Raw genomic sequence first — 19,906 nt, 5'->3', positions numbered from 1 at the left:
TCGGCGAACCGTTGGCTAGCAAAAAACGACCCTCGGAGATGAATCTCCTCAAGTCGCCCCACGATGAAACTTGCGCGAAGGGCGGGCTGACGGCTTATTTGGTAAGAATCAGCTTGCCGAGTTTGGTGGCCTGGAGCCGATAGAGGGAACCGTTGTGCATGATGCCCACGGTCTTGCTTCCCTTGAGAAGCTCCGTGCTTTCGACCATCGGCGCCGGGCGCGGTGCCTGGATGGACGCATGTCCGCCACCCGATTGGTCGAGCGAAGGATGGCTCAGAACAGAAAAGGCGTTCGGTTTGGCTTGCATCTGAAATTCCCTTATCGAAGCGATGCGTGAATGATAATGATTCGCAATAAAAAGTCAATCGCCGCGATCAACTTTTTTTAGGACCATTCAGTGGCTTACTTCGCGTCGGGCTCGGTAATGAAGCCGATCTTGCGCACCCCTGCCTCGCGGGCTGCCGACATCGCCTTGGCCACGCGCTCGTAGCGCACTTCCTTGTCGCCGCGGATGTGCAGCTCGGGCTGCGGGTTCTTGGCGGCTTCGGCGGCGAGTCGGCCGGGCAGATCGGCGTCGTCGATCTTCTGCTCGTTCCAGTAGTAGTCGCCCTGGGCAGAAATGCTGAACAGGATGTTCTCCGGCTTGGCCTGCTCGGGTTCGCTGGTGGCGCGGGGCAGGTCGATGTTGACTGCGTGTTTCATCACCGGCACCGTGATGATGAAGATGATCAGGAGCACCAGCATGACGTCGACCAGCGGCGTCATGTTGATCTCGTTCATCACCTCATCGGGTTCGTCCTGGGTTCCGAAAGCCATGATCTCAGCCCTTCTTGAGCGGAACCACGATGGCGTCGCTGCCGCCGCTTTGCACGCGCGCGCCCGTCACGAAGTAGGCGTGCAGGTCATGGGCAAAGCTGTTGAGCTTGGTGAGAACAAACTTGTTGCCGCGCACCAGTGCGTTGTAGCCCAGCACCGCCGGAATGGCCACCGCAAGGCCCAATGCCGTCATGATCAGTGCTTCGCCGATGGGGCCCGCCACCTTGTCGATGGTGGCCTGGCCGGCCGATCCGATGCTCATGAGCGCGTGATAGATGCCCCAAACCGTGCCGAACAGGCCGATGAACGGCGCCGTCGAACCGACCGATGCCAGGATGGCGAGGCCGGTTTGAAGGCGCGCAGTGAACGCATCGATGCCGTTGCGCAGCGAGCGCGTGATCCAGTCGCTCACGTCCAGTGCATCGTGCAGATGGGCCTTCGTGTTGCGATGGTGCGCAGCCGCTTCGCGGCCTTCGAGCGCGAGCGCGCGGAAGGGGTTGCTGTCGTCCTTGCCGAGCTTGTTGAGGGCGGTTGCGAAGTCCTCGCTGTGCCAGAAGTCCTGCGAATGGCTGGCAAGACGCTTGTACTTGATGACGTCGAGCGCCTTGATGATGATCACGATCCACGACGCAAGCGACATGCCGATCAACAGCAGCGCGACGGCCTTGGTGACGAAATCGCCCTGGTTCCAGACGTTCATCAAGCCGAATTGGGAATCCATACGAAGTTGCTCCAGAGAAAAATTAGTTCAGTTTGAATGAGAAGGGAGCCCGCAGCAGGTAGGTGGTCTGTGCGTTGCCTCCCGTTTGCCTGAAGGGCGTGACCTGGGCGGTGCGGGCGGCGCTGAGCGCGGCTTCGTCCAGGCGTTCGAATCCGCTGGACTTGAAGAGTTCGACGCGCTTGGCAAAGCCTTCGCTGTCGAAATAGATCGAGACGACGGTGGTACCCGACTCGCCCAGGCGCCTGCTCATGCTGGGATACACGAGCCTGGGCTCCCTGACGTACCGCGTCTGGCCTTCCGAGATTTCGATCGTCCGTGGTGCGGGCGGCGCCGGCGGCGGGGCCGGGGGAGCGGGCGGCGTGGGAGCGGGAGCTTCCGCGACGGGCGCGGCGGGTGGAGGCTCGGGCACGCCGACCGGCGCGCTGGGCGCCGGTGTCGGCTTCGGTTCGCGGATGGCCACCGGGCGAGGCGGGGGCTTGACGGCCTCGGGCTTGCGCTGCGGAGGTGGCGGTGGGGGAGGAGGCGGCGGCTCGGCCGGCTTGGGCGGCTCGACGAACTGGCTCAGGATTTCGACGGGGATCACCACTTCGGCAGCGCGGCGCAGCAGGCCGCTTTGCAGCGCCCACAGCGCGGCTGCATGAAACAGGATCACGCCCCCGGCAATGAGTGCATTGCGCGAGAGGCCCAGAACGGAAGGAGGGGGGGCAAAGCGGTCAGACACGATCAACCAATTCGAATGCGGGCACCCACGGAGCGTGCCTCGATTGCAGCAAAACCGCTACGACTACTGTTTACTTACGAAAGATCCACCAGACCGAGCCTGCAACGAGTATCAGGCTGCCGCCGAGTGCCGAGAAGAGTTCCATGCCTTGCTTTCCGAGATGGAGGTGGCAAGCTGGATCGCACTCGTTCCCGATTCGCGGTTCAACGCGGCGACCGGGTGAGAGGCGCTGCACTGCGCGACGATATCGCGCGCACAGCCTTCACACTGGCCACATTGGGTGGCCACGCCAAGTTCGAACTGGACTTCGTCGAAGGTCATGCCCGCCCGCACGTGACGTGCGATTTCGCGGTCGGAGACTCGGCGGCAGACGCAAACGATCATGGTGGTGAAAGCGGCAGTTGGCTGGCTGGTTGGGTACGAGCCGATTATAAATACGAATCTCTCGCATTTTCAATAACTATCCCCGCAGGAGGTCTTCCGTACTGATTTTCGGGAAAAGCTCGGGCGCGAAAGCGCCATCCGGGCCACAACCCGCTGGGTGGCTGGATGTGCTCGCTCGACATGTTCTGGGATTGGCGTCGGTGGGATGGATCCACCGCAGCTTGGCCTGGACACTGGTGGCGCTGATCGCCCTGTATCTGGCCGGTGTTGTTTTCGCGAACTGGCGGCACAGGGCAAACCTGCCGCCATGATCAGCGGGCGCCGGCGCCCGCAGGAACCGGGTGACGTCGACTGAGAACGTCGCCCCGGTTCGGTCCGATCAGCTGACTTCGCCCATCTGCGACTGCAGATAGTTCTGCACGCCGACCTTGTCGATCAGGTCGATCTGGGTTTCGAGGAAGTCGATGTGCTCTTCCGTGTCGTCCAGGATTTCCTGCAACAGGTCGCGCGAAACGTAGTCGCGCACCGTCTCGCAGTAGGCGATGCCATCCTTGATCGTGGCTTGCGCGCCGGTTTCGGCGCCCAGGTCGCAGCTCAGCAGTTCGGGCACGTCTTCGCCGATGTTCAGCTTGCCCAGGTCCTGCAGGTTCGGCAGGCCGTCGAGCATGAAGATGCGGTCCATCAGCTTGTCGGCGTGCTTCATTTCGCCGATCGATTCCTCGTATTCCTTCTTGGCCAGCTTGTCCAGGCCCCAGTGCTTGAGCATGCGGTAGTGGAGGAAGTACTGGTTGATGGCGGTGAGCTCGTTCTTGAGCTGCGCCTGCAGATGTTCGATGACCTTGGGGTCGCCCTTCATGATTGTTTTCCTTGTTCTGAAAGCAGGGATTGTGAGAGGGGCGAGCGAGCTCTTGCAAGCAATCCCATGCTGCGCCGGTCTGCATGCGTTTGATGGTGATACACGTTCGTATTCGAGCAGGAGGCGAGGGCGACGGCCCTTTGTCTTTCATAGGCCTCAGCGATGTGGTCGATAGCTCTTTACTATGAATTTGTCCTATTTGGTAGCTATACTCATGGCTCGCACTTATTTTTGTCCACCCGCAGCATCCAAGGAATCACCATGTCCCTGATCAACACCCAAGTCCAACCCTTCAAGACCCAGGCCTACCTCAACGGCAAGTTCATCGATGTGTCCGACGAGACGCTCAAGGGCAAATGGTCCGTGCTGATCTTCATGCCGGCGGCCTTCACCTTCAACTGCCCGACCGAAGTCGAAGACGCGGCCGACAACTACCCCGAGTTCCAGAAGCTGGGTGCCGAGGTCTACATCGTGACCACCGACACGCACTTCTCGCACAAGGTCTGGCACGACACGTCGCCCGCCGTCGGCAAGGCCAAGTTCCCCCTGGTGGGCGACCCGACCCACACGCTGACCAACGCGTTCGGCGTGCACATCCCCGAAGAAGGCTTGGCACTGCGCGGCACCTTCGTGATCAACCCCGAAGGCATCATCAAGACCGCCGAAGTGCACTCCAACGAAATCGCCCGCGACGTCAAGGAGACCCTGCGCAAGCTGAAGGCAGCGGTCTACACCGCCGCCCACCCGAACGAAGTCTGCCCGGCCAAGTGGAATGAGGGCGACAAGACCATCGCACCGTCGTTCGACCTCGTCGGCAAGATCTAAGCTTCCCGCGCGAAAGCCCGGGCGCTCACGAGGCCCCGGGCTTTTTTGTCCCCAGTTGATAGTTTTCAGTTATCGAAAGAGAGTCCGTCATGCTCGACGCCAGCACCAAAGCCCAATTGAAGAGTTACCTCGAGCGCGCCACGCAGCCGATCGAGATCGTCGCCTCGCTCGACGACAGCAAGGCCTCGGGCGAAATGCTGTCGCTGCTGAAGGACGTCGCAGAAGCGTCGCCGCTGGTCAAGTTGACCGAAAGCCGCGACGACAACCATCGCAAGCCTTCTTTCTCGGTCAACCGCCCGAGCGAGAACCATGGCCCGCGCTTTGCCGGCCTGCCGATGGGCCATGAATTCACCTCGCTGATCCTTGCGCTGCTGCAGATCGGCGGCTATCCGCCGAAGGTCGAGCAGGCGGTGCTCGACCAGATCCGCGCGCTCGACGGCGACTTCGAGTTCGAGATCTACGTTTCGCTCACCTGCCACAACTGCCCCGACGTGGTCCAGGCTCTGAACCTGATGGCCATCCAGAACCCGCGCATCCGCACCACGATGATCGAGGGCGGTACCTTCCAGGAAGAGGTCAAGGAGCGCCAGGTGATGGCGGTGCCCACCGTGTTCCTGAACGGCACCGAGTTCGGCCAGGGGCGCATGAGCCTGGAAGAGATCCTCGCGAAGATCGACACCAGCGGCGTCGAGCGCGAGGCAAAGAAGATCGCCGCCAAGGACCCGTTCGACGTGCTGATCGTCGGCGGTGGCCCGGCCGGCGCGGCGGCGGCCGTGTATGCGGCGCGCAAGGGCATCCGCACGGGCGTGGCGTCGGAGCGCTTCGGCGGCCAGGTGCTCGACACGCTGGGCATCGAGAACTTCATCTCGATCAAGGAAACCGAAGGACCGAAGTTCGCCCACGCCCTTGAAGAGCATGTGCGCGACTACGACGTCGACATCATGAACCTGCAGCGCGCCAAGGCGCTGGTTCCGGGCAAGGACCTGATCGAGGTCCAGCTCGAGAGCGGCGCTTCACTCAAGAGCAAGTCGATCATCATCTCGACCGGTGCGCGCTGGCGCAACATCAACGTGCCCGGCGAGCACGAGTTCAAGAACAAGGGCGTGGCCTACTGCCCGCATTGCGACGGCCCGTTGTTCAAGGGCAAGCGCGTGGCCGTGATCGGCGGCGGCAATTCGGGCGTCGAAGCGGCCATCGACCTGGCCGGCATCGTTGGCCACGTCACGCTGATCGAGTTCGACACGCAACTGCGCGCCGACGCCGTGCTGCAGCGAAAGCTCAAGAGCCTGAAGAACGTCGACGTGTTCACCAACGCGCAGACCACCGAGATCACCGGCGACCAGAAGGTCAACGGCCTGGTCTACAAGGACCGCGCGACGGGCGAGCTGAAGAAGGTCGAACTCGAAGGCGTGTTCATCCAGATCGGCCTGGTGCCCAACACCGACTGGCTCAAGGGCGTGGTCGAGCTGACCAAGCACGGCGAGATCGTGGTCGACGCCAGGGGCCAGACCTCGGTGCCGGGCGTGTTCGCCGCGGGCGACGTGACGACCGTGCCGTTCAAGCAGATCATCATCGCGGCCGGCGACGGGGCGAAGGCGGCGCTCGGTGCCTTCGATCACCTGATCCGGACCTCGGCCCCGGCCGAGCAGGCGGCCGCCTGAACGGCGCCTGCGGCGGCCTGGCCGAGCGGCTGGCTCAGTAAACCAGCCGCTCGGGCTTCAGTTCCTGCAGGATGGTGGTGGCAATTTCCTCGATCGACTTGGTCGTCGTCGAAAGCCACCGGATGCCGGCGCGGCGCATCATGGCTTCGGCTTCGCTCACCTCGTTGCGGCAGTTCTCGAGGCTGGCGTAGCGCGAATCCGGCCGGCGCTCGTTGCGGATCTGGCTCAGGCGCTCGGGCTGGATCGTGAGGCCGAAGATCTTCTTGCGGTGGGGCATCAGCGCTGGCGGCAGCTGGCGGCGCTCGAAGTCTTCCGGAATCAGCGGGTAGTTGGCCGCCTTCAGGCCGTGCTGCATCGCCAGGTAGAGAGAGGTCGGCGTCTTGCCGCTGCGGCTCACGCCCACCAGGATCACGTCGGCGCCCTCGAGGTCCCGGTTGCTCTGGCCGTCGTCGTGGGCCAGGCTGAAGTCGATGGCCGCAATGCGGGCGTCGTATTCCTTGCTCTTGCTGACGTCGCTGAAGCGGCCGATGCGGTGGTTCGACTTCACCGCCAGCTCGATCTCCAGCGGCCGCACGAAGGTGCCGAACATGTCGAGCAGCATGCCCTTGCAGCCGGTTTCGATCACCTCCAGCACCTCCATGTTCGCCAGCGTCGTGAAGACGATGGGGCGCACGCCCTCCAGTTCGGCCGTGTGGTTGATCTGCCGCACCGCCTGGTGCGCCTTGTCGACCGTGTCGGTGAAAGGCAGCCGCACGTGGCGCGGCTTCATCTCGAACTGGGCCAGCACGGCGTTACCGAATGTTTCGGCGGTGATGCCGGTGCCATCGGAAATGAAGAAAACGGTGCGTGTATGCATGGTGTTGCTCTTGCGGCCTTGTCCTGCGGCGCGTGCAATCTCGCCACGCCTACAATCCGGGCCATTATCGGGAATCCGCTTTCCCACCCCCAATTCTTTCCATGCACACCGCGCCCGCACCCAGAGCAACGACAACGATCGTGCCGCGCCGTCTGCATGCAGCACCGGTTTCAACTTCTGGAGCTTTCCCATGTCTGCACTTTTCGACGCGACCGCCCTGGTCGTACCGTTTGAAAACCTGAGGATGACCGACGTCGAGTCGGTCGGCGGCAAGAACGCCAGCCTCGGCGAAATGATCTCGCAGCTGCCGCAGGGCGTGCGGGTGCCCACGGGCTTTGCGACCACGGCGCATGCGTTCCGCCAGTTCCTGGCCCACGACGGCCTGGCCGACAAGATCAGCAAGCGGCTCGCCGCACTGGACACCGAAGACGTGCGGGCGCTGGCCGTGGCCGGCGCCGAGATCCGCGCCATGGTCGAGGCCCAGCCCTTTCCGGCCGATCTGCAGAAAGCCATTGCCGATGCGTTTGCGGAACTGAGCGCCGGCAACCCCGCCGCCTCGTTCGCCGTGCGCTCCTCGGCCACGGCCGAAGACCTGCCCGACGCCTCGTTCGCGGGCCAGCAGGAAACCTTCCTCAACGTGGTCGGCATCGACGACGTGCTGCACAAGATGAAGGAGGTGTTCGCCTCCCTCTACAACGACCGCGCCATCAGCTACCGCGTGCACAAGGGCTTCGCGCACGACGTGGTGGCGCTCTCGGCGGGCGTGCAGCGCATGGTCCGTTCCGACCTCGGCGCGGCCGGTGTGATGTTCACCATCGACACCGAGTCGGGCTTCGAGGACGTGGTGTTCATCACCTCCAGCTACGGCCTCGGCGAAACGGTGGTGCAGGGCGCCGTGAACCCCGACGAGTTCTATGTTCACAAGCCCACGCTGCGTGCCGGCAAGAAGGCCGTGATCCGCCGCAACCTGGGCTCCAAGCTGATCCAGATGGAGTTCGCGTCGCCCGAGGAGAAAAAGGCCACCGGCAAGCTGGTGAAGACCACCGACGTCAAGGCCGAGCAGCGCAACCGCTATTCGCTGAGCGACGCCGACGTCGAGCAGCTCGCCAGGTATGCGCTCGTCATCGAAGAGCACTATGGCCGCCCGATGGACATCGAGTGGGGCAAGGACGGCACCGACGGCCAGCTCTACATCCTGCAGGCGCGCCCTGAAACCGTGAAGAGCCAGCAGCAGGGCAAGGCCGAGCAGCGCTACAAGCTGCTGGGCAAGGGGGCGGTGCTCGCCGAAGGCCGTGCCATCGGCCAGAAGATCGGCACCGGTCCCGTGCGGCTTGTGCACAACATCAGCGAAATGGACAAGGTCCAGGCCGGCGACGTACTCGTCACCGACATGACCGACCCCAACTGGGAGCCGGTGATGAAGCGCGCCGCCGCCATCGTCACCAACCGCGGCGGGCGCACCTGCCACGCGGCCATCATTGCGCGCGAGCTCGGCATTCCGGCCGTGGTCGGTTGCGGCGACGCCACCGACCTGCTCAAGGACGGTACGCTGGTGACCGTGAGCTGCGCCGAGGGCGACACCGGCTTCATCTACGACGGCCTGCTCGAAACCGAAGTGACCGAAGTGCAGCGCGGCGTGATGCCCGAGATCGACATCCAGCTGATGATGAACGTCGGCAACCCGCAGCTGGCCTTCGACTTCGCTCAGCTGCCGAACCACGGCGTGGGCCTGGCCCGCCTCGAGTTCATCATCAACAACAACATCGGCGTGCATCCGAAGGCGATCCTGGACTATCCGAACGTCGACAACGACCTGAAGAAGGCCGTGGAGTCGGTGGCCCGTGGCCACGCCTCGCCGCGCGCCTTCTATGTCGACAAGGTCGCCGAAGGCATCGCGACCATCGCTGCGGCCTTCTGGCCCAAGAAGGTGATCGTTCGCCTGTCGGACTTCAAGTCGAACGAATACCGCAAGCTGATCGGCGGCAGCCGCTACGAGCCGGAAGAAGAAAACCCGATGCTCGGCTTCCGTGGCGCCGCGCGCTACCTGAGCAAGGATTTCGGCGAGGCCTTTGCCATGGAATGCGAGGCGCTCAAGCGCGTGCGCAACGACATGGGCCTCGTCAACGTGCAGATCATGGTGCCCTTCGTGCGCACCCTGGGCCAGGCCGAACGCGTGACCACGCTGCTCGGCGAACATGGCCTGAAGCGCGGCGAGAACGAGCTCAAGCTGATCATGATGTGCGAGGTGCCGAGCAATGCCGTGCTGCCCGAAGAGTTCCTGAAGTTCTTCGACGGCTTCTCGATCGGCTCGAACGACCTGACCCAGCTCACGCTCGGCCTGGACCGCGATTCGGGGCTCGAACTGCTCGCTGCCGATTTCGACGAGCGCGACCCGGCCATCAAGGCGCTGCTGAGCCGCGTCATCAAGGCCTGCAAGGCCGAGGGCAAGTACGTCGGCATCTGCGGCCAGGGCCCCAGCGACCACCCGGACTTCGCGCTCTGGCTGGCGGAGCAGGGCATCGAGTCGATTTCGCTCAATCCGGACAGCGTCATCGACACCTGGCAGCAGCTCGCCAAGCGCTGACAATTGAAGAGCGGCGGGGGCGCGCGCCCCGTCACGCGGTAGCCTTTGCGGGGAGTCCCTCACCGGGGAATTCCCGCTTTGGCACGTCGCTTAATTGAATCAGAATGTGTTACTCGTGTCAGACTTGCGACATTCGCAGGCTGGCGGGTTGCTTGCGGATTGCATGGCGAAGCCGCTCGTCGCCGCATCCGCCGGTTTTTCGCGGAAGAAACCATCATGATTCTTGTCAAGACAGACGCCGGACAGCAGGTTCTCAAGGATCGCTCGGTGCCGCTTTCGCCGCGCCAGCGCACCGCGTTCATCCTGTTCGACGGCAAGCGCTCGGTCGACGAGGTGCTTGCCTCCGGAACGGGCATCGGGCGAGAAGAAATCGACCAGATGATCGAACTGGGGCTGCTCGGGCCGGCGGCGGGAAGCAAGCCGGCTGCGCCGGCGCCAGCCAGGCCGCCCGTGCCCGAGGCGCCAGCGCCGGCGGCTGCAAGCAAGGCGCCCGCGGCGCCAAACCCGGCCGAACCCGCGCCGCCCTCCGGGCGCAGCAGGCAGCAGCGCTACAAGGATGCCTACCCCATTGCCACCCAATTGACTGGTGCGCTGGGCCTGATGGGCTTCAGGCTCAACCTGCAGGTCGAAGGCACCGCCAGCTACGAAGACCTGGTCGCCCTGGCGCCCAAGATACGCGCCGCGGTGGGCGCGGAGAAAGCCGCGGCGCTGGACCGGGCGCTGAACGACTGACGCTGGACACGCGTGGCGCAAGCAGTGCTACAATAGCCGGCTTTGCCTTGCCACACTGCGCCCGACGCTGCAGGTGGCTTTTCCTCTTCCACGGAAGAATCCACAAGGAGTGCCATGCGTCACTACGAAATCATTTTGCTGATCCACCCGGATCAGAGCGAACAAGTTCCGGCCATGCTGGAGCGCTACAAGGGCCTCATCACGGCCGGCGGCGGCAAGGTCCACCGCGTTGAAGACTGGGGCCGCCGCCAGCTGGCCTACCAGATCAACAAGCTCAGCAAGGCGCACTACCTGTGCGTCAACATCGAAGCCGAGCAAACCGTGATGGGCGAACTGGAACACGCGTTCAAGTTCAATGACGCCGTGCTGCGCCACCTCACCGTTCAGAAGAAGAAGGCCGAAACCGGTCCTTCGTCGATGATGAAGACGGTCGAGCGCGAAGAAGCCCGCAAGGCTCAGCAGGCCGAATACGCCGCCAACAACAGCTGATGGCGTGACCGCTGCCGCTGCTGCGGCAACCGGAGTCAATCAGCTTGTGCTGACCGCCTCGGTTGCCGAACTCGGAGCCTTGCGATACACGCCCGCCGGCCTTCCCGCCATCGATCTGAAGCTCGAACACGAGTCGACGCTCCTGGAGGCAGGAAAAGCCAGGCAGGTGAAAGCGGCCCTCAGGGCTGTTGCCTTCGGCGCCATCGCCGAACGGCTCGCAACGCAGTCGATGGGAAGTCTCTGGCGTTTTCAGGGCTTCCTCGCGACACCGGGCAATGGCAAGCATCCGGTCCTGCACATCCAGGATTTTCAGCAAGATTAATTTTCGACAAGAGGTCCCCAAATGGCCACGTTCAAGAAATTCAACAAAGACAAGCGCCCGAAGCGCAACACCCAGTCGCTGCTGTTCAAGCGCAAGCGCTTCTGCCGCTTCACCGTCGCTGGCGTCGAGGAAATCGACTACAAGGACATCGACACGCTGCGTGACTTCATCAGCGAAAACGGCAAGATCATCCCCGCCCGCCTGACCGGCACGCGCGCGATCTACCAGCGCCAGCTGAACACCGCCATCAAGCGCGCGCGCTTCCTGGCCATGGTGCCGTACAGCGACCAGCACCGCGTCTAAGGAGCCGTCACCATGCAAATCATTCTTCTGGACAAGGTCCTGAACGTCGGCGGCCTCGGCGACATCGTCAAGGTCAAGGACGGCTACGCACGCAACTTCCTGATCCCGACGGGCCGCGCCCGCCGCGCCACCGCCGCCAACAAGGCCGAATTCGAAGCCAAGCGCGTCGAACTCGAAAAGGCTGCGGCCGCCAAGCTGGCCGAGTCGCAAGCCCAGGGCGAAAAGCTCGGCGGCACGACCGTCAAGCTGACCCAAAAGGCTGGCGTGGACGGCCGCCTGTTCGGCTCGGTCACCAACGGCGACATCGCCGAAGAACTGGGCAAGCAAGGCTACAAGGTTGCCAAGTCGCAAGTGCGCCTGCCCAACGGCCCGATCAAGGTCGTCGGCGACAGCACCGTGAGCGTGGCGCTGCACACCGACGTGGTGGTCGACATCACCGTGACCGTCTACGGCGAAACCGCCTGATCGTCCACAGCGCCTTGTGCGCTGCCGCAAAAGCCGCCTCCGGGCGGCTTTTGTCTTTCTGCGCACCGGTTTTCCAGCGCGATGCACCGAAAGATCACTGTTTATTCACAACCTTGTCCACACACGCCAGCGCGTGCGCGGCTTAGCATGCAGGGTTGCAAGGGAAGTCCATGTCCGCCGTTTTTTCCTATGCCGACAATGACCCGTCGGCCGATCGTCAAGTTGCCCAGCTTCGCATTCCGCCTCACTCGATCGAGGCCGAGTCGAGCGTGCTCGGCGGCCTGCTGCTCGACAACGGCGCCTGGGACCGCATGGGCGACCTGCTGGTGGATGGCGACTTCTACCGCCATGAACACAAGCTGATCTATGCCGCGATCGGCGGATTGATCAACGCCAGCAAGCCGGCCGACGTCATCACGGTCTACGAACAGCTGCAGGGCCTGGGCAAGGCCGATGAAATCGGCGGCCTGGTTTACCTCAATTCGCTCGCGCAGTATGTGCCGAGCGCGAGCAACATCCGCCGCTACGCGGAGATCGTGCGCGAACGCTCGATCCTGCGAAAACTCGTCTCCGCAAGCGACGAGATCGCGACCAACGCCTTCAACACGCAGGGCAAGTCGGTCGACAAGATCCTGGACGAGGCCGAGCAGAAGATCTTCAACATCGGCGAAGAGGGCACGCGGATGAAGCAGGGCTTCCAGAGCATGGATGCCCTGGTGGTCGAACTGCTCGACCGCGTGACCGAGATGGCGGAGAACCCGAACGACATCACCGGCGTGCGCACCGGCTTCTACGAGTTCGACAAGATGACCTCGGGCCTGCAGCCGGGCGACATGATCGTGCTGGCCGCGCGTCCTTCCATGGGCAAGACCTCGCTGGCCATCAACATCGCCGAGCACGTGGCGCTCAACGAGGGGCTGCCGGTTGCGGTCTTCTCGATGGAAATGGGTGCGTCGCAGCTGGCGGTGCGTATCGTCGGCTCGATCGGACGCATCGACCAGGGACACCTGCGCACCGGCAAGCTCAGCGACGAAGAGTGGCCGCGGCTCACGGAAGCGATCGAGAAGCTGCGCAACGTGTCGCTGCACATCGACGAGACCCCTGGCCTGACCACCAGCGAGCTGCGTGCCAACGCGCGCCGCCTGGCGCGCCAGTACGGGCGCCTCGGCCTGATCGTGGTCGACTACCTTCAGCTCATGAGCGTGTCGACCAGCATGAACGACGAGAACCGCGCCACGGCCGTGGGCGAAATCTCGCGCGGCCTGAAGATGCTCGCCAAGGAGCTCAAGTGCCCGGTGATCGCGCTGTCGCAGCTGAGCCGCGGCGTCGAAAGCCGCACCGACAAGCGCCCCATGATGAGCGACCTGCGCGAATCCGGCGCCATCGAGCAGGACGCGGACATCATCATGTTCATCTACCGCGACGACTACTACGACAAGAACAGCAAGGAGCCGGGCGTGGCCGAGGTGATCATCAGCAAGCACCGCAACGGGCCCACGGGCACCGTCAAGCTGACCTTCCTCAAGCCGCTCACCAAGTTCGAGAACCTGGCCAGCTACGGCAGCAGCGACGACTACTGACGCCGCCGCATCTTCATTTCTGCTGCTCTGGCAGCTTCGCTTCGGCCGTTCGCGCCTTCACCTGGCGCAGCATGTCGGCCAGCGTCTTGCCCGCTTCGTCGCGAAAGCGTTCGGGCAGCACGTCGACCGCGTCCATGCGGTCGATGCGAAAACCGCGGAAGTCGTTGCGCAGTTCGCACCAGGTCGAAAGCGTCCAGACCTTGCCCCAGTAGAAGCAGCCGAGCGGGCGCACGGTGCGTTCGCTGGCATCGCCCGACACGTCGCGATAGTGAAGGCGCAGTTTCTGGCGCGCCTGCACGGCTTCGCGCAGGGTCTGCAGCCGCGCGCGCAGGGCGTCGCCCAGGCCCAGTGCAGGCGCGTAGAGCGCCAGCGCTTCGGCCGAGACGCGTGCCGCCGGCGGCAGCACCGAGAGGATCTTGCCGAGCCCGGTTTCGATGTCGCGCGCGAGTGCCGGATCGACCCAGCTCTGCGCCAGGCGGGCGGCGGCCACGAGCGCCGAAGCCTCGTCCTGCGTGAACATCAGCGGCGGCAGCTCGAAGCCCGCACCCAGCCTGTAGCCCACGCCGGCCTCGCCCTCGATCGGCACGCCCTGGTGCTGCAGGTCGGCCACGTCGCGGTAGACCGTTCGCTCCGACACCTCCAGGCGCTGCGCCAGGAAGGCCGCCGTGGTGAGCCGGCGCCCGCGGATGATCTGCACGAGCTGGAACAGGCGGTCGGCGCGGCGCATCAGCGTGCTCCCCGGGATGGTCCGGGAAGCGTCTCGTGCCGGCCCTGGGCTGTGCTCATGAAACTCCGATATGGATCGCCACTTTGTCCGGCCCCTCGTAGGCTTCGAAATCGCTGCGGTAGCGGCGCGCGATTTCCGGGTGTGCTTCGAAATGCTGCCAGATGCGCTGCCAGGCGGCGATCACCATCTGCGGCATCTCGCCCTGGCCCATGAAGACGAGGTAGTCGCCGGCCTCGATGGCCACGCTGCCCGTTGCGCCCGAGACAGCCACACCCACGGTCACGTCGAAGGCGCCATGCGCGTCGGATTCGTAGCCGGAGTAGACGCCGAAGATGCGGGCGTCGCCGGTGCGGCCGGGCGTCGACCGGTACGTCTCTTCGCCGAAGAAGCGATTCCACAGGGCGCCGATGCGGGCGGTTGCGGGGTCGTCCTCTTCGCGGTTGGTGGTGCGCACCGTGAGGCCTGCGACCTGGAAAGCGTCGTGGTGCCGGCGGATGGGTTCCATCGGGGTTGTCTTCTGCATGGATGATGTGGGGATTGTGGCGCTCAGAGCGCGAGCGCCTTCAGGTCGGCTTCCATGGCACGTGCGATCAGCATCATGTCGGCGTCGGAGACATCGAACAGCCCGAAGCGGAACTTGTAGCCCCACTGCCTCGGGTTCTCGATGAATGCCAGTTGCTCCAGCAAGGGCGCGATCGGCGTTTCGCGGGAGGCCGCGTAGGCCACGTCGAGCCGGCACGGAACAAAGCCGTTGCCCATGTCCGCTTCATACGGCGCGCCCGGCTGCACGATGCCGATCGAGACGAAGCTCTGCAGCTTGTCGGTGCCGCCAAAGACCGTGGCCGGCGCGTAGTAGGCGACGCGGTCGCCCGCCGCAACCCGCTTGAGCGGACCGAGCTTGCCGTGGCCGACTTGCATGAAGCCGAGCGGCTTGTGGTCGCGCCCGCGGCGGGCGTGTTCCGCGCTGGCGACGGCGACCCAGTTGCGCTGTGCCATGGTGCGATTCAGGCGAGCGCGTGAAGGCCGACTTCGTTGCCTTCGGTGTCGCGCAGATGGGCGATGAAGCCCATGCCCGGCGGCAGCGCGGACTTGGGCGCGACGATCTGGCCGCCTGCCGTTTCGACGCGCGCCAGCACGGCGTCGATGCTCGGCATGCAGTCGAGGTAGATGCGGATGCCGCTGCCAGCACGTGCGCTGGCGTTCGCGCCGGCCTGCAGGGCGCCGCCGGTGGCGGGGTTGTCGTACGGAAAGATGGCCAGCGTCTGGCCGCCGAAGTCTTCGCGGCGCAGCGTGCGGCCGAGCACGGTTTCGTAGAAGGCCTGGGCGCGGTCGATGTCGGTGACGGGAATCTCGAACCAGTTGATGGCGTTTTGCATGAAGGACTCGCTTTCGTTGTGTTGAAGGAGCCTTGATGGTGCGGGCCGCCTCCTGACAGCGTGTTGTCAGGAGCCTGTCATCGCGGACGAAAAAAGGCCCGCAATGCTTCGGGAGCGTTGCGGGCCTTTGGACGGCCGTGGACCGGCGGCTCTCAGAGCACGTCGCTCGCGAAGTCGGCCAGCCGGGAGCGCTCGCCGCGTGCCAGCGTGATGTGTCCGCCGTGCGGCCAGCCCTTGAACTTGTCGACCGCGAAGGTGAGGCCGGAGGAGCCTTCCGTCAGGTACGGCGTATCGATCTGCGCAAGGTTGCCCATGCAGATGATCTTGGTGCCCGGACCGGCCCGGGTGATCAGCGTCTTCATCTGCTTGGGCGTCAGGTTCTGCGCCTCGTCGATGATCACGTACTTGTTCAGGAAGGTGCGGCCGCGCATGAAGTTCATGCTCTTGACCTTGATGCGGCTTCGGATCAGCTCGTTGGTGGCCGCGCGGCCCCATTCGCCGGCGCCGCCGCCATCGCCCTTGGCAAGGAATTCGAGGTTGTCGTCGAGCGCGCCCATCCATGGGCCCATCTTCTCTTCCTCGGTGCCGGGCAGGAAGCCGATGTCCTCGCCCACGCTCACCGTGGCGCGGGTCATGATGATCTCGGTGTAGCGCCGGTCGTCGAGCACCTGCGTGAGGCCCGAGGCGAGCGCCATCAGCGTCTTGCCGGTGCCGGCAGTGCCGGTGAGCGTGACGAAGTCGACTTCCGGGTCCATGAGCAGGTTCATCGCGAAGTTCTGCTCGCGGTTGCGGGTGTTCACGCCCCAGACCGCGTTCTTGCCCGAGCTGTAGTCCTTGAGGGTCTTGAACACCGCGGTCTTGTCGCGGATCTCGGTGACGCGCGCGTACATGCTCGGCTCGCCCGGGGCTTCGAAGTAGACGAACTGGTTGATGTACAGGTTGGGCACCAGCGGTCCGCTGACCCGGTAGAAGGTGTTGCTGCCGCTTTGCCAGCTCTCGACCGTCTTGCTCTGGCGCGTCCAGAAGTCGGCCGGCAGCGCGAGCGAGCCCGCATAGAGCAGGTCGCCGTCCTCGAGCGTCTTGTCGTTCTGGTAGTCGTCGGCGGCCAGGCCCAGGGCGCGCGCCTTGACGCGCATGTTGATGTCCTTCGACACCAGCACCACTTCCTGCTTTGCACGGCCGGGCTGGTCATTGGCGTAGAGGTCGCGCAATGCCTGCACCACGCCGAGGATCTGGTTGTCGGCCTTGCCCTGGGGCAGGCTGATCGGCAGCGAATAGTCGAGCGGCGCGGTCTGGAAGAACAGCTTGCCGCCGGCCTCGCGATGGCCGGTGGTGTCGAGCTTCAGGCCCTTGGCAATGTCGGCGTCCTGGGCGGCGGCCAGCGCGTCGAGCGTGCGGCTGGTCTGGCGGCCGTTGCGGGCGACTTCCGTGGTGCCTTTCTTGTGGCCGTCCAGTTCCTCCAGCACGATCATCGGCAGGAAGATGTCGTGCTCCTCGAAGCGGAACAGGCACATCGGGTCGTGCAGCAGCACATTGGTGTCGAGCACGAACAGCTTGGCGGGGCCGTTGGATTTGCTGCGCTTGGGTCGCGCCGGAGCCTGCGGCGCTGCAAATTGCTGCTGCTGCGGCGCAGGCGCATGGACGGCGGGTGCCGGCGCCTCGGGCTCCCGGCGCGCAGCGGGCTGCTGCCGCTGGCTGCGGGAAGGAGCGGGTTTCGACCTTGCGCGCATCGGCGGCGCGGCCTCGGTACCGCCGCCCACCGCATCGGCGGCGTGGCGGTCGAACAATTCCAGTGGCTGGGAGCCGCTCGACGACGCCGAATCGGCGTGCGATTCGCCCGAGCGGCGCGATCCCCTGTGCGAGGAACGGGCGGGTGCATCGTGCGCATCCGGCGAGAGCAATGCGGCGCGTTTCGTGGGGGCGGGAGGCAATGGCATGTGTCAGGTCGCTCGCAGGAAGTGGAAACCAGAAAACGAAAAAGCCGCCTGTAGACCAAGGCGGCTTTGTTCGGGGGATGCGGTCGTGGAGCTCAACGGCATGAGGCCATTATGCACACCGGCGGCGACGCGTCTCGCGCTCTTTGCACAGTCCGTTGGGCATTCCCCACGGCGCGATGCAAAAGCGCACAGACGGCGCTTCTTGTAACGGTCAGGCAGCTTTCTTGAGCGCCTTGACGGCCTTGAGCACGTCGTCGACGTGGCCCGGGACCTTGAGGCCGCGCCATTCGGCCTTGAGGATGCCGTCTGCGCCGATCAGGAAGGTGCTGCGCTCGATGCCCTTGACCTTCTTGCCGTACATGATCTTGTTCTTGACCACGCCGAACATGTGGCACATTTTTTCTTCGGTATCGGCGATGAGTTCGAACGGGAGTTCGAGCTTGGCCTTGAACTCGTCGTGCGACTTCATGTTGTCGCGGGACACGCCGAACACCGTGGCTCCGGCCTTTTCGAAGTCCTTGTAACGGTCGCGAAACTGCATGGCTTCGGTCGTGCAACCCGGAGTGTTATCTTTCGGGTAAAAATACATGACCAGCACGTGGCCGAGATGAGAGGTATTCGAGACTTTCAGTCCGCCCGTGGCGTTGGCGTCGAATTCAGGAATGGGTTTGTTGACAACGATCGCCATGAAACTTGTTTTCTCCGTTGGTTTCCATTGATCGGGCGCTTTGCAGCACACTCGGCGAATGGAGGATTGGTCGTTGCTAACTGGAGCAGCAGGCCTGTTCGCAACCCGGTATTTTACCCCGAAAAGCCTTCTCTCACCGCTCGGGCGGTTCCACGAGGAGGGCGGCTATCACGTGGCGGCCTTCGCCGGCCAGGATGTTGTAGGTGCGGCAGGCTGCGGGGGTGTCCATGGTCTCCACGCCGGTGCGCCTGGCCATCAGGGGCTGGAGCCAGGCAGGCTGCGGGAACCGGATGCGCGATCCGCTTCCGAAAATGACCAATTCCGCGCCAAGCGACGCAAGCTGGGCGAAATGCTCGGGCCCGAGCTGGTCGAAGCGGGAGCAGTTCCATTCGAAGCGCTCGCCACGGGAGCCCACCACCACGCTGCCCTCGACCTTTTCGTTGTTGATTGCGACCCACCCGGGGCCGTGCGCGGTAAGGGACTGGGCGTCGGATTTGTCGGGCTGGAGCTTCATCGGGGCACTGGGAACTGTGGTCAAATTATAGGTTTTCCCAGTGACACGAGGCCTTCCAGGGCCTTTCGACCTCGAGTAGTAACCCGCGCCCGGGAGGGCCCTTTGAAGCAGTTCAAGAAATCGGCCAAGCTGGCCAACGTGCTCTACGACATCCGCGGCCCCATCATGGACGCCGCGAAGCAGATGGAGGAAGAGGGCCAGAAGATCATCAGGCTCAACATCGGCAACCTGGCCGTTTTCGGCTTCGATGCGCCGGAAGAAGTCCAGCAGGACATGATCCGCAACCTGCCGGGGTCGGCGGGCTATTCGGACAGCAAGGGCATCTTCGCGGCCCGCAAGGCGGTGATGCACGAAACCCAGAAGCAGGGTGTTGCAGGCGTCACGCTGGAGGACATCTACCTGGGCAACGGCGCGAGCGAGCTGATCGCCATGGCCACCAACGCGCTGCTGAACGACGGCGACGAAATGCTGCTCCCGGCCCCCGACTATCCCTTGTGGACGGCCGCCTCGAGCCTCTCGGGCGGCAAGCCGGTGCACTACCTCTGCGACGAAGCCAACGGCTGGATGCCCGACCTGGACGACATCCGCGCCAAGATCACGCCCCGCACCAAGGGCATCGTGGTCATCAACCCCAACAATCCGACCGGTGCGCTCTATTCCGACGAACTGCTCAAGAGCATCGTCGCCATCGCGCGCGAGCACCACCTGGTGATCTTCGCCGACGAGGTCTACGACAAGGTGCTGTACGACGGTGTCCGCCACACCGCGATCGCGAGCCTGTCGACCGACGTGCTCACGCTGACCTTCAACTCGCTGTCCAAGAGCTACCGCTCGTGCGGCTACCGTGCGGGCTGGATGGTGGTTTCGGGCGACAAGGCGCGGGCGCAGGACTACATCGAGGGCCTGAACATGCTCTCGAACATGCGCCTGTGCGCCAACGTGCCGGGCCAATGGGCCATCCAGACCGCACTTGGCGGCTACCAGAGCATCAACGACCTGGTCGGCGACGGCGGCCGCCTGCGGCGCCAGCGCGACCTGGCCTACGAGCTCATCACGGCCATTCCGGGCGTGAGCTGCGTCAAGCCGAGCGCCGCGCTCTACATGTTCCCCAAGCTCGATCCCGAGGTCTACCCCATCTCCGACGACCGCCAGTTCTTCCTCGAGCTGCTGAGGGAAACCAAGGTGATGCTGGTACAGGGCACGGGCTTCAACTGGGCGACGCCGGACCACTTCCGCATCGTGTTCCTGCCCCACGAGGACGACCTGCGCGAAGCGATCAACCGCATTGCCAGGTTCCTGGAGCTGTACCGCCTGCGCAGCAAGACGGATTGACGGCGCGGCCGCACGCC

General features: G+C 64.2%; 24 protein-coding genes. 10 read left to right on the top strand and 14 right to left on the bottom strand.

The genetic code is table 11. The features are described from left to right. Window positions 1-94: 94 nt before the first annotated feature. The 6 genes from hemP to bfr form a co-directional block, all read right to left on the bottom strand. On the bottom strand, window positions 95-307 hold the full coding sequence (gene hemP, locus EJO66_RS08840; RefSeq protein ID WP_018903010.1) for a hemin uptake protein HemP: 213 nt from the start codon (window positions 305-307) through the stop codon (window positions 95-97). Window positions 308-402: 95 nt separating this feature from the next. After that, entirely contained in the window at window positions 403-816 is a 414-nt protein-coding gene (locus tag EJO66_RS08835) for an ExbD/TolR family protein (RefSeq protein WP_125965050.1), read from the bottom strand. A gap of 4 nt (window positions 817-820) precedes the next feature. Further along, on the bottom strand, window positions 821-1,537 hold the full coding sequence (locus EJO66_RS08830; protein ID WP_125965049.1) for a MotA/TolQ/ExbB proton channel family protein: 717 nt from the start codon (window positions 1,535-1,537) through the stop codon (window positions 821-823). A 22-nt stretch (window positions 1,538-1,559) separates the two neighbouring features. Beyond that, complete coding sequence (locus EJO66_RS08825; protein ID WP_420856670.1) at window positions 1,560-2,261, bottom strand: energy transducer TonB; 702 nt, start codon at window positions 2,259-2,261, stop codon at window positions 1,560-1,562. Window positions 2,262-2,369: 108 nt separating this feature from the next. Beyond that, a complete protein-coding gene (locus EJO66_RS08820) occupies window positions 2,370-2,642 on the bottom strand; it encodes a (2Fe-2S)-binding protein (protein WP_018903007.1) in 273 nt (90 codons plus the stop codon). A 379-nt stretch (window positions 2,643-3,021) separates the two neighbouring features. After that, window positions 3,022-3,498 carry a bacterioferritin gene (gene bfr / locus EJO66_RS08810; protein ID WP_025569326.1) on the bottom strand — a complete coding sequence of 159 codons (477 nt, stop codon included), beginning with the start codon at window positions 3,496-3,498 and terminating at the stop codon, window positions 3,022-3,024. A gap of 261 nt (window positions 3,499-3,759) precedes the next feature. Between bfr and ahpC the strand changes: the two genes are divergently transcribed. Together ahpC and ahpF are read left to right on the top strand one after the other, a co-directional pair. Beyond that, window positions 3,760-4,323, top strand: a complete 564-nt coding sequence (ahpC, locus tag EJO66_RS08805) for an alkyl hydroperoxide reductase subunit C (RefSeq protein ID WP_007830764.1) — start codon at window positions 3,760-3,762, stop codon at window positions 4,321-4,323. 89 nt (window positions 4,324-4,412) lie between these two features. After that, window positions 4,413-5,984, top strand: a complete 1,572-nt coding sequence (ahpF, locus tag EJO66_RS08800; protein ID WP_124959279.1) for an alkyl hydroperoxide reductase subunit F — start codon at window positions 4,413-4,415, stop codon at window positions 5,982-5,984. A gap of 34 nt (window positions 5,985-6,018) precedes the next feature. Here the strand turns inward: ahpF and ppsR are convergent, their stop codons facing one another. Next, the gene (gene ppsR, locus EJO66_RS08795) at window positions 6,019-6,840 is read right to left on the bottom strand and encodes a posphoenolpyruvate synthetase regulatory kinase/phosphorylase PpsR (RefSeq protein WP_124959280.1); all 822 of its coding nucleotides are present in this window, start codon (window positions 6,838-6,840) and stop codon (window positions 6,019-6,021) included. 190 nt (window positions 6,841-7,030) lie between these two features. On the opposite strand from ppsR, the gene ppsA reads away from it, so the two are divergent. From ppsA to dnaB, 7 genes are all read left to right on the top strand, one after another. Continuing rightward, complete coding sequence (gene ppsA, locus EJO66_RS08790; RefSeq protein WP_124959281.1) at window positions 7,031-9,424, top strand: phosphoenolpyruvate synthase; 2,394 nt, start codon at window positions 7,031-7,033, stop codon at window positions 9,422-9,424. 216 nt (window positions 9,425-9,640) lie between these two features. Then, window positions 9,641-10,156: a hypothetical protein gene (locus EJO66_RS08785; protein WP_124959282.1), complete on the top strand. Its 516-nt coding sequence runs from the start codon at window positions 9,641-9,643 to the stop codon at window positions 10,154-10,156. Window positions 10,157-10,270: 114 nt separating this feature from the next. Continuing rightward, window positions 10,271-10,645: a 30S ribosomal protein S6 gene (gene rpsF / locus EJO66_RS08780; RefSeq protein ID WP_012746958.1), complete on the top strand. Its 375-nt coding sequence runs from the start codon at window positions 10,271-10,273 to the stop codon at window positions 10,643-10,645. Between the two features lie 4 nt (window positions 10,646-10,649). Further along, complete coding sequence (priB, locus tag EJO66_RS08775; RefSeq protein ID WP_223262280.1) at window positions 10,650-10,967, top strand: primosomal replication protein N; 318 nt, start codon at window positions 10,650-10,652, stop codon at window positions 10,965-10,967. Between the two features lie 21 nt (window positions 10,968-10,988). Next, entirely contained in the window at window positions 10,989-11,270 is a 282-nt protein-coding gene (gene rpsR, locus EJO66_RS08770; RefSeq protein WP_007830781.1) for a 30S ribosomal protein S18, read from the top strand. 12 nt (window positions 11,271-11,282) lie between these two features. Then, entirely contained in the window at window positions 11,283-11,735 is a 453-nt protein-coding gene (gene rplI, locus EJO66_RS08765) for a 50S ribosomal protein L9 (RefSeq protein WP_007830783.1), read from the top strand. 170 nt (window positions 11,736-11,905) lie between these two features. Then, entirely contained in the window at window positions 11,906-13,315 is a 1,410-nt protein-coding gene (gene dnaB / locus EJO66_RS08760; RefSeq protein ID WP_018903000.1) for a replicative DNA helicase, read from the top strand. A 13-nt stretch (window positions 13,316-13,328) separates the two neighbouring features. On the opposite strand, the gene EJO66_RS08755 is transcribed toward dnaB, so the two are convergent. From EJO66_RS08755 to EJO66_RS08725, 7 genes are all read right to left on the bottom strand, one after another. Then, window positions 13,329-14,042 (bottom strand): helix-turn-helix transcriptional regulator, encoded by a 714-nt coding sequence (locus EJO66_RS08755; RefSeq protein ID WP_124959283.1) that lies wholly within the window; start codon window positions 14,040-14,042, stop codon window positions 13,329-13,331. A 55-nt stretch (window positions 14,043-14,097) separates the two neighbouring features. After that, window positions 14,098-14,565 (bottom strand): GyrI-like domain-containing protein, encoded by a 468-nt coding sequence (locus EJO66_RS08750; RefSeq protein ID WP_125965047.1) that lies wholly within the window; start codon window positions 14,563-14,565, stop codon window positions 14,098-14,100. Window positions 14,566-14,588: 23 nt separating this feature from the next. Beyond that, entirely contained in the window at window positions 14,589-15,038 is a 450-nt protein-coding gene (locus EJO66_RS08745; protein WP_124959285.1) for an EVE domain-containing protein, read from the bottom strand. 8 nt (window positions 15,039-15,046) lie between these two features. Next, window positions 15,047-15,418, bottom strand: a complete 372-nt coding sequence (locus tag EJO66_RS08740) for a VOC family protein (RefSeq protein WP_125965046.1) — start codon at window positions 15,416-15,418, stop codon at window positions 15,047-15,049. A gap of 152 nt (window positions 15,419-15,570) precedes the next feature. Beyond that, window positions 15,571-17,355, bottom strand: a complete 1,785-nt coding sequence (locus EJO66_RS08735) for a PhoH family protein (RefSeq protein WP_125965045.1) — start codon at window positions 17,353-17,355, stop codon at window positions 15,571-15,573. A 211-nt stretch (window positions 17,356-17,566) separates the two neighbouring features. After that, window positions 17,567-18,043 (bottom strand): peroxiredoxin, encoded by a 477-nt coding sequence (locus EJO66_RS08730; protein WP_007830801.1) that lies wholly within the window; start codon window positions 18,041-18,043, stop codon window positions 17,567-17,569. Between the two features lie 133 nt (window positions 18,044-18,176). Continuing rightward, window positions 18,177-18,557, bottom strand: coding sequence for an Mth938-like domain-containing protein (locus tag EJO66_RS08725; protein ID WP_012746966.1), 381 nt, complete (start codon window positions 18,555-18,557; stop codon window positions 18,177-18,179). Between the two features lie 102 nt (window positions 18,558-18,659). Between EJO66_RS08725 and EJO66_RS08720 the strand changes: the two genes are divergently transcribed. Continuing rightward, the gene (locus EJO66_RS08720; RefSeq protein WP_124959289.1) at window positions 18,660-19,889 is read left to right on the top strand and encodes a pyridoxal phosphate-dependent aminotransferase; all 1,230 of its coding nucleotides are present in this window, start codon (window positions 18,660-18,662) and stop codon (window positions 19,887-19,889) included. Window positions 19,890-19,906 lie beyond the last annotated feature (17 nt).

The organism is Variovorax beijingensis (assembly GCF_003951285.1).
GTDB lineage: Bacteria > Pseudomonadota > Gammaproteobacteria > Burkholderiales > Burkholderiaceae_C > Variovorax > Variovorax beijingensis.
The sequence above is the reverse complement of the archived record's forward strand: the minus strand, read 5'-3'. Positions and strand labels throughout refer to the sequence as shown.